At 36.9% G+C, this 13,031-nt stretch carries 12 protein-coding genes; 6 read left to right on the top strand and 6 right to left on the bottom strand.

All coding sequences use genetic code 11. The annotated features are described in order from the left end of the window. Positions 1-102 precede the first annotated feature (102 nt). Positions 103-300: a hypothetical protein gene (locus tag MIDI_RS09415; RefSeq protein ID WP_237697346.1), complete on the bottom strand. Its 198-nt coding sequence runs from the start codon at positions 298-300 to the stop codon at positions 103-105. 461 nt (positions 301-761) lie between these two features. After that, the gene (gene clpB / locus MIDI_RS04655; RefSeq protein WP_013951429.1) at positions 762-3,350 is read right to left on the bottom strand and encodes an ATP-dependent chaperone ClpB; all 2,589 of its coding nucleotides are present in this window, start codon (positions 3,348-3,350) and stop codon (positions 762-764) included. Positions 3,351-3,947: 597 nt separating this feature from the next. Here clpB and MIDI_RS10610 point away from each other — a divergent pair. Together MIDI_RS10610 and MIDI_RS08695 are read left to right on the top strand one after the other, a co-directional pair. Next, on the top strand, positions 3,948-4,376 hold the full coding sequence (locus MIDI_RS10610) for a transposase (RefSeq protein WP_160162272.1): 429 nt from the start codon (positions 3,948-3,950) through the stop codon (positions 4,374-4,376). 192 nt (positions 4,377-4,568) lie between these two features. Next, positions 4,569-4,709, top strand: a complete 141-nt coding sequence (locus MIDI_RS08695) for a hypothetical protein (RefSeq protein ID WP_013951426.1) — start codon at positions 4,569-4,571, stop codon at positions 4,707-4,709. 80 nt (positions 4,710-4,789) lie between these two features. On the opposite strand, the gene mltG is transcribed toward MIDI_RS08695, so the two are convergent. Then, the gene (mltG, locus tag MIDI_RS04645) at positions 4,790-5,815 is read right to left on the bottom strand and encodes an endolytic transglycosylase MltG (RefSeq protein ID WP_013951425.1); all 1,026 of its coding nucleotides are present in this window, start codon (positions 5,813-5,815) and stop codon (positions 4,790-4,792) included. 79 nt (positions 5,816-5,894) lie between these two features. On the opposite strand from mltG, the gene xseA reads away from it, so the two are divergent. From xseA to MIDI_RS04630, 3 genes are read left to right on the top strand one after another with little or no spacing between them, the layout of a single operon-like run. Next, positions 5,895-7,106: an exodeoxyribonuclease VII large subunit gene (xseA, locus tag MIDI_RS04640; RefSeq protein ID WP_013951424.1), complete on the top strand. Its 1,212-nt coding sequence runs from the start codon at positions 5,895-5,897 to the stop codon at positions 7,104-7,106. A 2-nt stretch (positions 7,107-7,108) separates the two neighbouring features. Continuing rightward, positions 7,109-8,986 (top strand): heme lyase CcmF/NrfE family subunit, encoded by a 1,878-nt coding sequence (locus MIDI_RS04635; RefSeq protein WP_013951423.1) that lies wholly within the window; start codon positions 7,109-7,111, stop codon positions 8,984-8,986. Between the two features lies 1 nt (position 8,987). Then, a complete protein-coding gene (locus MIDI_RS04630; protein WP_013951422.1) occupies positions 8,988-10,079 on the top strand; it encodes an LptF/LptG family permease in 1,092 nt (363 codons plus the stop codon). An 824-nt stretch (positions 10,080-10,903) separates the two neighbouring features. Here MIDI_RS04630 and MIDI_RS08040 read toward each other — a convergent pair. Beyond that, positions 10,904-11,143, bottom strand: a complete 240-nt coding sequence (locus tag MIDI_RS08040) for a hypothetical protein (RefSeq protein WP_041185509.1) — start codon at positions 11,141-11,143, stop codon at positions 10,904-10,906. Between the two features lie 8 nt (positions 11,144-11,151). Between MIDI_RS08040 and MIDI_RS08690 the strand changes: the two genes are divergently transcribed. Then, positions 11,152-11,328 carry a hypothetical protein gene (locus MIDI_RS08690; RefSeq protein ID WP_160162270.1) on the top strand — a complete coding sequence of 59 codons (177 nt, stop codon included), beginning with the start codon at positions 11,152-11,154 and terminating at the stop codon, positions 11,326-11,328. 218 nt (positions 11,329-11,546) lie between these two features. Here MIDI_RS08690 and MIDI_RS04620 read toward each other — a convergent pair whose 3' ends face one another. Both MIDI_RS04620 and MIDI_RS04615 read right to left on the bottom strand, forming a co-directional pair. Further along, positions 11,547-11,732, bottom strand: coding sequence for a hypothetical protein (locus tag MIDI_RS04620; protein ID WP_148234156.1), 186 nt, complete (start codon positions 11,730-11,732; stop codon positions 11,547-11,549). 13 nt (positions 11,733-11,745) lie between these two features. Then, on the bottom strand, positions 11,746-12,942 hold the full coding sequence (locus tag MIDI_RS04615) for an aspartate kinase (protein ID WP_013951419.1): 1,197 nt from the start codon (positions 12,940-12,942) through the stop codon (positions 11,746-11,748). Positions 12,943-13,031: the final 89 nt, after the last annotated feature.

Raw genomic sequence — 13,031 nt, 5'->3', positions numbered from 1 at the left:
CGATGCGCGTGCAACCACCACTTATCACAAGAGCATGTAAGGTTTGGATAACTTTTCCCAGTTTACAGGATGGGTTTTGTGCGGCGTATCGCTCAAGCCGAGCTAGGGCAAGCATAATAGCCCTTTTTCAACTTCATGTTCATCCCGTTCTCTGCCAGGAAAATGTCCTTTGAACTGAATGACCGCTTTAATTTCGTTGGGCTTTAGTTGATTCCCTTCTATCGCCGTTGAATAATGAGCGACGTATAACTTTGCTGTCTCACGCAACAGATGCAAGTGTCGTAGGACTACAGGCAGCAACGCGAACTCCCCCTTGACAGCTTCGATCCTCATAAGACGCCTGGCAACGCCAGGCGCGATACCACAGGCAGGCTTAAAATTTGCCGACACAACATAAGCCCAATATCAGTTTGGCCTCGCCGCTCATTGTGCCGATAAAAAGCTGATAAGTCAAGCAGAATATGCTGATAAGAACCATAGCAGAATCTATAGTGTCCTGTAGGTATCATTTTTCGACACCTTAAGGACATAGCACGTCCTTAAGGTTACTGATATAGTAACTTTACGAACATTATGTCTGTGCGCCTGCTCTCTGTATGAAGAGTCTAAAAACAACCAATTTAGCCCCCCCTCTAAGTGCGCCTCTATAATCGCATTTGGAGAGAACAACACGACTACACCACCCCAGTTTGGAGTTGGTTAGGTTGTGGTAAACTGATCTCCGCCATTTTTTCTTATCACTATACAAAAACTTGTGGCTATTAAGATCCCAAATCGTTTTTCTCAATCTTAACAATTTGGTTCTTCTCATCATAGATAGCTCTAATTTTATCACCTTCCGCCACATTGCCTGCTAATATCTCTTCGGCTAGTCTATTTTGCAAAGAATGTTGAATCACTCTTTTTAAAGGCCTTGCTCCATATACTGGATCATAGCCCTCGGCTGCTATCCAGTTTTTAAGAGAATCATCAATAGCAAGAGTGATATGTTTTTCAGCAAGAATCTCCTCTAACCTTTTTAGCTGGATCTCAGTTATTTCCGTCATATTAAATTTATGTAACCTACTAAATAATATTATTTCATCTAACCTGTTAATAAATTCTGGCTTAAAAGATTTTTTTACTACTTCCATTACCAAATTTTTTGCAGAATCAGTATCCTGTCCTTCTGCTAATTGGGCTATGAATTCTGCTCCTAGGTTGGATGTTAAAATAATTACCGTATTCCTAAAATCTATAGTTCTACCATGGCCGTCAGTTAACCTGCCTTCATCTAAAACTTGCAATAATATATTAAATACATCTGGATGAGCTTTTTCAATTTCATCTAATAATATGATCTGGTAAGGCCTTCTTCTCACGGCCTCAGTAAGCACTCCACCTTCTTCATGGCCAACATAGCCTGGAGGAGCTCCAATCAATCTAGCAACAGAATGCTTCTCCATACATTCAGACATGTCTACCCTCACTATCGCTTTTTTATCATTAAATAAAAACTGCGCTAACGCTTTTGCTAATTCAGTTTTTCCAACGCCAGTTGGGCCTAAAAATAGAAAAGAACCTATAGGTTTATCTTGGTCAGAAAGGCCCGCTCTCGATCTTCTTACTGCATTACTTACTGCAACAACTGCTGAGTGTTGTCCAACAACGAATTTTTCTAGATACTTTCCCATGTTGCGTAATTTCTCTTTTTCAGAGGCGAGCATTTTATCAACTGGAACGCCGGTCCACCTTGAAACAATTGCAGCAATGTCTTGTTCAGTAATTGCTTCTTTCATGAAGGTACTCGCTTTACTAGCGTCAAATTCAGCGATCTTTCTTTCTAAAGCAGGTATAACCCCGTATCTCAGCTCTCCGGCACGGTTAAAATTGCCTTGCCGTTGTGCGTTTTCGAGTTCTATTTTAGCACTCTCTAGCTTTTCTTTAGCTGACTTAAGTTCACTAAGCTTCATTTTATCAGCTTGCCATTTATTAGTTAAATCAAGTGATTGAGATTCCAATTGCGCAAGCTCTCTTTTGATACCTTTTAACCTTTCTTTTGATGCCTCATCCTCTTCTTTAGCTAATGCAATTTCTTCTATTTTTAATTGCATAATCCTTCTTTCTAGTTCATCAATTTCTTCTGGTTTGCTATCGACTTGCATACGGAGCCTACTTGCTGCTTCATCTATTAGATCAATCGCCTTATCAGGTAAGAACCGGTCCGTTATGTACCTTTTAGAAAGAGTGGCCGCTGAAATTATCGCACTATCACTAATTCTAATCCCGTGATGAACTTCATATTTCTCTTTCAGTCCTCTTAAAATGGAAATTGTATCTTCAACAGTTGGCTCTCCAACAAATACTGGCTGAAATCTTCTAGCAAGAGCTGCATCTTTTTCTATATATTTCTCATATTCTGCAAGCGTTGTTGCCCCAACACAGTGCAGCTCTCCCCTTGCAAGAGCTGGCTTTAATAAGTTCGATGCATCCATTGCTCCGGCCTCTGCTCCTGCCCCAACTAATGTGTGCAGCTCGTCAATAAATATAATTATCTCCCCGCTTGCTGAAGTAATCTCATTTAAAACTGCTTTCAGTCTTTCCTCAAACTCTCCTCTATATTTAGCTCCAGCAATTAGTGCGCCTAAATCCAAAGACAATAATTTTATATTATGCAAGCTTTCTGGTACATCGCCTGCAATAACTCTTTGGGCAAGGCCCTCAACAATAGCAGTTTTACCAACTCCAGGCTCTCCTATTAAAACCGGGTTATTTTTAGTTCTTCTTGATAAAACTTGTATAGCCCTTCTGATTTCTTCATCTCTTCCAATGACTGGATCAAGCTTGCCAGAAACTGCTAAAACTGTGATATCTTTTGTATATTTTTTTAGCGCTTGCATTGAGTCTTCAGCATTCGCTGATTGCGCTTTACGCCCTTTTCGAACATTTTCTACTGCTTGATCTACCATTGACTCTGTTATTCCTACAGCTTTAAATATAGAAGCTACACTTGAAGATTTTCTTATTATACCTTGCAATAATCTCTCAGTTGTAACAAAGCTATCGCCGTATTTTGTTGCAAGCTCCTCGGCGCACCGTAATGCCTTGGCGGTGTCAGCTGCCACGTAAGGGTGAGAAGCTCCGCTTCCACTTACCGATGGTATTTTCGCTAATGATTCCTTTAACTTTGATACAATAATTTCTGTTTTAGAGCCAAGAGAAATGATAATTTGTGCAATTAACTCATCTTCTTCTATAAGTGTACATGTTAAATGTTCTGGCACTAACTGCTGATGATCCATTGCAGTAGCTTTCAATAGAGCTTTTTGCAAGATAGCTCTGGCATTATCAGTAAGTTTCTCTAAGTTCATACTCATTACTTTAAAAATATCTCTATTCTTATTAAATAGGTTATAATTATGATTTTTCAAGTAACAGGTAAATGGCTCAAGTTAACGCTCTCATATATAGTATGTAGTATGGTTTATCGATATAAAAAATTTTACCTCATCTAACTCAAGAGATATGGCATTGCCTAATATTTATAGATAGAAGTTTCAAATCCAGCAAATGCCTATGGAAGAAGAGGTTAAGAATAGTGCAAAGCATCCTCAGGAATTTGCTGTAGCGCTTCGTTCTTCGATTAAAACGAGCTAGATAATGCCTTTAAAGAATTCTTTGATTCTACCACAATGATGTCCCAGCCTTTGTTTCGTGATGGTGCGTGGAGATTTTATAGTATTCATAAACGCTGTGATCACCTGTACATGCTCAATTTTATAACGTTCTTCAAGCCTAAAATGCCAGGTTCAGATAGGTTGCCTTACTCCCGTCACCTACCCTTCAAAATCAATAATTTCACCCGCTCCTCTATCAACAGCAATCCATATAAAGGTGTTCCCCTACATTCTTTGGTCTTTTTATATATGTGCACAGCTCGTCAATCTCTAGGACCTCGATATCCTTAAGTGACTTTTTGTGGCATTACCGGATTCAAAGATTTTTACCTAAACTGTGTTCAAATCTCTTTCAGAGAGGAATTGCCGAAGCTTATCAGCTACAATCGCTTTGTTGAGCTGATGCGAGACGCGGTCATTCCGTTGGTCATTCTGCTGAATTGCTGCAAAGGGAAACAAACAGGTACGTTGACTCAACAAAAAGCTGGAAGGTTTGTCATAACTTACGTACTAGCCGTAATAAGGTCCTTAAAGGCGTCGCTCAGCGTGGGAAAACGTCGACCCGGATGGTTCTTTGGCCTCAATGATCAAGGAGAGATTATGTCATTCACACTGACTTCGGGTAATACAGATGATCGAGCCGTTGTCGAAAAAACTGACTCAATATTTGACAGGCCTCCTATTCGGAGATCGGGGCAACCCAGTTGTAGCCATTCCTGATATGATTACATCGATAAATCAAGATAATAATTTCTTTGATGAAATTGCTCGCTGGTTTATCGCTTTATGTCAACAGCTGGGCTACAGCAAAAATAGCGACGAATCCAAGAATCTCGAGTATACCCTCTTGCAAGGATTATATGAGGTAGTATTGTACAGTGCAGCTGGGCCGGTATTTTCCGGCCTTCCAAGATGCCACCCAGAATTTTTGAGCTGGATGATGATTTTGGTTATGAGGGCAGTAACTTGCATGACGATAACCAGACAGATATCATAGAACAAGATACTTTTTTTTACCCAAGAATTACAGAAAATATTACTATTTATGAATAAAACCCTGGATATGCAGGCCGACAAGAAATCTAAGTTTCAAAACCTACTAATTTTTGCTTCAATAAAACGTGTATACTGTCTTACTCCTGACTCAAAATAGGATTGTTTTTCAATAAAGCTTTTCTATATTTTTTAATGTTCTCGCCATGATCTTTAAAACTACTTGAGAACAAATGTCCACCTTTGCCGTCTGCAACAAAATAAATTTCGTTGGTATAATGAGGATGCATAACCGCTTCTATTGCAGCCTTACCTGGATTGCATATTGGAGACGGAGGTAAGCCATTTACCATATATGTGTTATAAGGAGAGACAAAACGAAGATTATCATAAGATAATTTCAAATCAAAAGTTTTGCCTTCAGTAAGCGCAAAAATCACGGTAGGATCAGCCTGCAGAGGCATTTTTATTTTTAATCTATTAAAGTAGACCGCAGCTATTCTTTGTTTTTCTGTATCAAGTTTTGCTTCTCTTTCTACTATAGAGGCCAAAATCATAGCTTCTTGCTTGTTATTTATTATATTATTAATTAGAGGATCTCTTTGATTCCAAGCATAGTCAATAAACTTGTTTAAATTTTTAGCACACTTTTCAAGTAACTCACTTGCTTTTGCGCCATAAGTATAAAAATAAGTTTCTGGCAAGATTACACCTTGAGCTCTAAACTCGCTTTTTCCGCCAAGGTCATTTGTAACTCCTGGAGAGTTAACAATTATATTAACTGCTTCTATAGTAAGGGACCCTTCAGGAATAGTGAGCTTATAAACTATGATATCGCCGGCTAACATTTTGTCTACTATTTGTAGCATATTCATTCCCTTGTTTATTTTATATTCGCCAGCAATTAGATATTCAGAATCAGTATATTTTTTGATTTTAGTCCAAAGTACGAAGACTCTTGCATCATTAATAATCTCTCTTTCCAATAAGAGTGCTGCTATTTTTTTGCCGCTATATCCTTTGGGAATAACCACTACTTCGTCCTTAGCCACGCGGTATTCATACAGGCTATAATTAAAATGCTGCTTTATTAAATAACCGCTTAAAGTGATTACCGATAATATTATTAAGATCCGAATAAATTTTTCAAGTATTATACCTATCATAAATATAATTAAGAGATAATTTTCATTTTTTATGCTAATCTAGCAGCAGTTCCAATTTCATAAACAATTTTATAATTAAATGTTTTACATCCAAACTGCTTCTATTAAAAGTTGTTTCAAAGTATCAGAAATATCAGTAATCTTAAAGCAACTTATTGAGGAAAACTTTTTTGATGTAAGAATTCAAGGAGAAATCTCAGGCCTTAAAGTTAGCTCTGCAGGACACAGCTATTTTAACTTAAAAGATGAGGACTCTCTTTTAAACTCTGTATGCTGGCGCAATACTATACAAAATACCTCAATAAAAATTGAAGATGGCATGGAAGTAATATGTTCTGGAAGAATTTCTATTTATCCCTGCCGGTCGAGTTATCAGCTTATCGTAGAAAAAATAGAAGTGGCCGGACAAGGCACCTTACTTGCGGCTTTGGAAAAAAGGAAGCAAGCAATGGCTGCAGAAGGCCTATTCGATAACGAACGGAAAAAGCAGCTACCGTTTCTGCCAAAAACTATTGCTTTAATTACTTCAGTGAATGGTGCTGTAATTAGAGACATTTTACATAGAATTAGTGATAGATTCCCGGTTGAAGTATTAGTTTGGGATGTGCCGGTCCAAGGAAACGACGCCTCTTACCATATTCAAAATGCAATTAATGGTTTTAATGAGTTACCGCCACATATTAATGGGCCTGATATAATAATCCTAGCAAGAGGTGGGGGATCCATTGAAGACTTATGGTGTTTTAATGAGGAAGAGGTTGTAAGAGCTATAGTTGCGTCTGAAATCCCTATTATTTCAGCAATAGGGCATGAGACGGATTTTACATTATCGGATTTGGCAGCTGATTTAAGGGCTCCAACTCCAACTGCTGCTGCGGAATTTGCGGTCCCGGTTTTGAAAAATTTGCAGGATTATATTAATTTTTCTTTTAATAAAATATATCAAATTTCTAAATCATTTTTAGAGGAGAAGGCGCTGAAGCTTGCTAGGTTTTCCTATATATTACTTGAACTAGAAAATATTTTAGAACTTAAAAAGCGCAAGTTAATAGAGTACAGTTATAAACTTAACTTTTTCGCACAGAAGTATTTTGACAGGAAGCAAACCTTATTATCAGTATTATCGCAATTACTAGAAAAATATGATCAAAAAAAGATCCTAGAGAGGGGGTTTGCTATTATATATGACAGTTCTAAAGGTTGCATCACATCATCTGTTCAACTGCTGCCTGATATTGAAGTGCTAGTAGAAATGCATGATGGTTACAAAAAGGCAATAATCAAAAAATAGTTATGCTGCCCGATATAGGAAATTTGTGTTTGTATATTGCGCTTTCTATTTGCTTATTTGTTTCTATCGCTCCAATTCTAGAAAAGCTAGGTTTTTCTTTGCAATATAAATACTATACAGTTGCTTGGCTTGCGGTGTTTATAGTGATTTTGATCTCTTTTTTTATTCTGATCTATTCCTATGTTATATCTGATTTTTCAATATTAAATGTAGTTAATAATTCTCATACCAGTAAGCCACTAATATATAAAATATCAGGTGCCTGGGGAAATCATGAGGGATCGATGCTACTTTGGATTACAGCAATTAATGTGTTTACAATCATTTTTTGCATAATGAATAGAGATGCAAGTCTTGGCAAACTCACGCTAAGTGTACAGGCAATATGTAATACATTTTTTATTGCATTTACCCTTTTCATTTCCTCTCCGTTTACAAGGATATTTCCAGCTCCCAAAAATGGATTCGGATTAAATCCAATATTGCAAGATATTGGTCTTGCAATGCACCCTCCTGTTTTATACTTAGGATATGTTGGATTTTCCATAAGCTATTCAATTACGATATCGGCTCTTATATTAAACAAAATTGATAAATTTTGGGCCGAAATAGTGCGGATTTGTTCTCTAATATCTTGGTGTTTTTTGACCGCAGGTATAGCGCTTGGCAGTTGGTGGGCATATAGAGAATTAGGCTGGGGCGGATTTTGGTTTTGGGACCCAGTTGAGAATGCTTCTCTCATGCCTTGGTTAAGTGCAACTGCCTTAATTCACACTATAAATGTTTACAGTAAAACAGGTAATTTAAAGCAGTGGTCAATAATTTTATCTATTGCAACCTTTATTTTAAGTACTCTTGGCATGTTTTTAGTGCGATCTGGAATAGTAACTTCTGTTCATGCATTTGCAGCTGATTCTTCCAGAGGAATTTATATCCTTTCTTTTTTGGCTCTGCTTTTGCTTGCTTCAACTATTATATATATGCTGAAGTTAAATATTACAAGAGAGGTTACTTTTCCAATCCTTTCGAAGCCGTTCTTTATAAGTATAAGTAGTTTAATTTTAGTGGTTGCAATTAGTACTATTATAATTGGTACAATTTATCCTATGATTCTAGAAATTCTAACTGGAACTAAAATTTCGGTTGGAGCTCCTTATTTTAATACAGTTTTTAATCCTATGGTTATAATGCTTACAGGTTCTTGCGCTATTGGATCTAACTTGTCCTGGGTAAAAAGTAAAAATTTCAAAAAGCATATTTTGATTTTTGGCCTGGCTCTCATAAGCACCTCTTTATTTAGTATAAAAATTAATTTGGCTGAAGAGGCCTTAGCAACTTTAGGACTTTTATTTGGACTATGGCTTTTATTTGCTAGTATTTCCCTATTATTTACCAGGGATAAAAAGGGCTCTAACTTTTATAACATGGTCATAGGCCATTTAGGATTTAGTATTATAGTAGTCTCTATTTCAATGAATGCAGCATTAAATAGGGAAACCCGAACGCAATTAAAGATTGGTGAAACGGTGAATTTTTTAGATTACGGCATCAGCTTAAGTAATATATACTATGAAAAAAAGGCCAATTACTTAACACAAATAGCTATTATTGGTATTAAGAGCGGTAACTTAAAGACCAGTGTGAAGCCTGAAGTGCGATTTTTTGAGGTGGAGCAACAACAGGTTGTTGAGCCAGCTATGTACAAAACTGTTTTTTCTGATTTATATATAACAATAGATAGAATATACTCAGACCAGGGCGTGCCAGTTTTAATATATTATAGGCCAATGATAGCATGGCTTTGGTTTGGGGCGTTATCGGTGGTCATCGCTATTTTGCGTTCTGCCATAATCTCTGTTGCTAATTATTTCAATAAATGATATGAATTTCATAATTCATCATTATATAGCAACACACTTTATAGGTTATACTATAACTGTTTTTTTTGCTATTTCAGGAATAGTTATGTTTTTTGATACTCTGGAATTAATTAGATTATCATTAAAAGTTGCCGAACTTAATTTCCAGAAAGTTATTTTAATGGCAATTATGAAGAATTATTATCATGCTAATAAAATATGGCCTTTCGTTATAGTGCTTGCTGGTGCATTTACTCATAAAAAATTGTCGGAAAATTTTGAGCTCTATATACTAAGGTCCGCAGGCTTTTCAACATTTCAAATTATATTTCCTATTACCTTACTATCTTTTGGTATTGGTATAATTCATATAACTCTTTTAAATCCAATAGGATCATATGGTATAGAAAAGTATCAACACATGGAGGCGATCAATCTACAGGGAAGAAAAAGCTTAATTGGCTTTTCGGAATCAGGTCTATGGCTTAAGCAAAATGGAGGAAATGGCAAAGAAATAATTTTTCATGCCTTACGCCTCTCTCAGCAAGAACAAGCTTTTTATGATGTAACTTTCTTTTATTATGACTATAATAATACCTTTGTTAAAAGGATTGATGCTAAAAAAGCTACAATAATTAATAATTATTGGCATATAAGCCAAGCTAAGACTATCAATTCTAAATATGTTGCGCACCAAGAAAAAGAAGTACGAATTAAGACGGATTTGACTTTTGATAGTATAATTGAAAGTGTAGTATCCCCTGAAGTACTTTCTTTCTGGCAGCTTTATAACTTTATTAGGATTAGTAAAAATACAGGGTTACCTGCTGTAAAACATCAACTATACTTCTGGCAGCTGCTTTTTATGCCGTTATTCTTCTCGGCCGTTGCGGCAGTAGGTTATGTATTCTGCACTAAAAATCCAAGAGCCCCGAAATCCAATAACATGACTATTATCGCCGTCCTAATTCAATTTTTCATCTACTTCGCTTCTGACTTTGTCTCCGCCTTAGCAATAGTAGGTACTATTCCAGTTATTATTGCAGCCTTGTTTCCGTTTGTGGTCACCACTATTATAGGGCTATATAGCATATTGCATTTTGAGTTTAGCTAGGCATTATCAAGTTAAATTTCAGTGTCTTACTATTAGTATTGCAAATCAACAAAAAAAATACTTTAAATAGTTGTTGACGCGAATTAATAAGCATAGTGCTAATCAACTTAGAGGCGCTACCTGTGGTGTGTGATCAAAAAAATAGCCCAAAATATTTAAAGGTGAGGTGACTTGGCTAATTGGGTGCTGTTGCTTACTTGAATGAGTTAACCTCTTTATGATTATTTATTACTAGGGTTAGGAAAAAGCGTTTGCAAATGCAGTAGTATATAGGGCGGGAGGGCGGCCTGGTGGAGTTGGTGTAGCCGATTTTGATAATGATGATAATCAAGGATATAGTTGTTACTGATTCTGGTGGAGAATACAGTGTCAGTGTTCTTGGGAGATGGATTTGGGGTAGTTTTGATAGCAAGGTAGACTCGGTATTGGTGCTGACTCCGGAGGTATTGCAATAGCAGATTTAGATAAAGATGACAAATCAGGATATAGTTATTACTAACTGCGGTTCACAAACAATTTCAGTACTATTAGGAAATGGCCTTAGTGGGTTTTGGTGTGCAGACAGACTTTACTGTTGGTTCCTGTGCTCGTGGTGTTACAGTAGCAGATTTAAATAAAGATGGCAATTAAGACGTAATTACCGCTAACCAAGGCTCAAATACAATTTCCATATTCTTAGGGAGCGGTCTTGGTAAGTTTTTACAGTAAAACAGATTTTGCTGTTAGTCCTTTTACTCATGGGATTACAGTGGGAGATGTGGGGATAGAGAAATAATCAGGATCTCATCGTGGCTAACGGTGATACACATGCAGTTTCAGTACTATTAGGTAGTGGTTCTTGGGAAGTTTAGTAATAGAGCAGATTTTGGTTCGGGGGGGGGATAGGGAGTGTGGCAGTAGGTAACGTAAATGGTGATGGTAATCAGGATATTAGTTGTGGTTAATGTTGATTCCAACACAGTTTCTGTATTGCTTAATACTTTGGCGCCGGTTACCACTACTACTGAACGGGCTACTGCAACTATTCCTACCATAACCACTACATCTTCTCTATGCACTTCCATTATCAGAAGTGCGATCCCATATTTTTGGCGCCCTAGCGCTTATTGGAACTATTAAAGTTATTATTGATGGTAAATATGGGTTTGAATATAAAAATGGAGAATTGAAAACTGCAATTGAAAGCAAGTTGCCTAACAGTGAAATCTCACTACATTTATTTTGGGGAAGGGAAGATTGGTTGCGCTGACGAAACTTGTAGTGGAGAAACAATTAATGCTCCAAATTCTGAGTTTTGTATCTATGATAATCTTGGGATTATGGCAAACGTTGCGAATGTGTTTGATTATCTGAGTTGTTAGTATTTAGAGAGTGACTTTAAAGTAATTTATTAGGCGCACGCCGGAATTGATTATAAGAGCGAGTGGGTAGTTGGAATAGTAGGTAGTGGTGTTTTTGCCAAGAGAGCTACACAAATTGATTACCAATTGGGCTGCGTCTTACGCAAGGAATAGGTCCTGGATAACTGCTGCTTTCTCCAAATTCAATACTTACACAAGGGCTTCTTAAATCATTGACTGATGGGTCCCCAGGCGCGCACGCAGTCATTAAAAAAACTGTTCCTAAAAGAATAAAAAGTTTTATACAGTTCATTATTCCCCCTATTTTAAATAGCATCAAGACCAAAGCCACTATGTAATTTAACGGTTGCGACGTCCTTATATTTAGCTTCCAACACAACAGACACACCAGTACCGATTGCGTTAGCACTAATTATATTTATATCCTCATCAGCTAGAATTTGAAACATTTTTTGCAAAATTATTGAATTTTCCGCTAATCCATTACCAACTATAGTAATTTTGGCTACTTCATCTTTAGTAATAAAATTCAAACCAAGATCTTTGAGCAGACCCCAAACTATTGATAAGCTATTTTTGGGAACTGTAAATTTAAAGCTAGGATCTGATTGGTGAGCATCAAAGAGAAGTTCTAACGGTATTGCTAAATCGCTTAATATGTCCAATACCTTATTTATAAAAATATTATCGGTGTGGATGTGGAAAATTGTAATAACGACAATATTACTATCGCTTACAACAGCCAGAATTGAGCCTCGCTCTATCCTGTCCTTTACTAATACAGTTCCAGGTGTATCAGAAAAACTTGAGAGAATGTGAGTTTCTAAGTGATGACTTAAAGAGATATCAACCGCTCTTGGGTGTATAACTTTAGCGCCGGCTGTAGCCATTATAAGCATCTGATTGTATGATATTGTTTCAATTTTTTTAGCTTTGGTAACTATTCTGGGATCTGCACTAAAAACTCCATCAACATCAGTAAATATATCACATCTAGCTGCACAAACTGCAGCAGCAACAGCAGTTGCAGTGGTATCAGACCCACCCCTACCCAGAGTTATAATACGTTCATTGCATACCCCTTGAAAGCCTGAAATCACCGGAACTTCTTCTTTTTTAATTGCTTCAATCAATTGAGTCGTTCCAACCGAGACTATCCTACCATTGGAGTATGCATTGTCCGTTACGATTGGTAGCTGCCAGCTAAGAAAAGAGCGCGATTTTATCCCAATCGATTGTAGGGTTAAGGCAAGTAAACCGGCGGTGATCTGCTCGCCAGATGAAAGTACCACGTCATATTCTGCCAATTCATTTTGCGACGAGAGAGAAGAGGAAGACTTTGCATAATTAGCCAGCTGATCAGTAACGCCAGACATTGCAGAAACAACAGCAATCACTGAAGAGCCTTTGTTTCTTTCTCTAGCTATTATTTCAGCAACTTTTTTAATCCTATCAATATTTGCAACAGAAGTGCCGCCAAATTTTTGAACTACAATAAACATAACTATTCTTCCAATTGAATAATAAGGTCGTAGCAGAAAAGTATATCGTAGACAATACAAAAATAAGTTGATGACAACTATAAAATTAT

Origin of the sequence: Candidatus Midichloria mitochondrii IricVA, from assembly GCF_000219355.1 — a bacterium.
Taxonomy (GTDB): domain Bacteria; phylum Pseudomonadota; class Alphaproteobacteria; order Rickettsiales; family Midichloriaceae; genus Midichloria; species Midichloria mitochondrii.
Note: the sequence above shows the minus strand (reverse complement) of the source record. Positions and strands in the feature narration are given on the sequence as shown.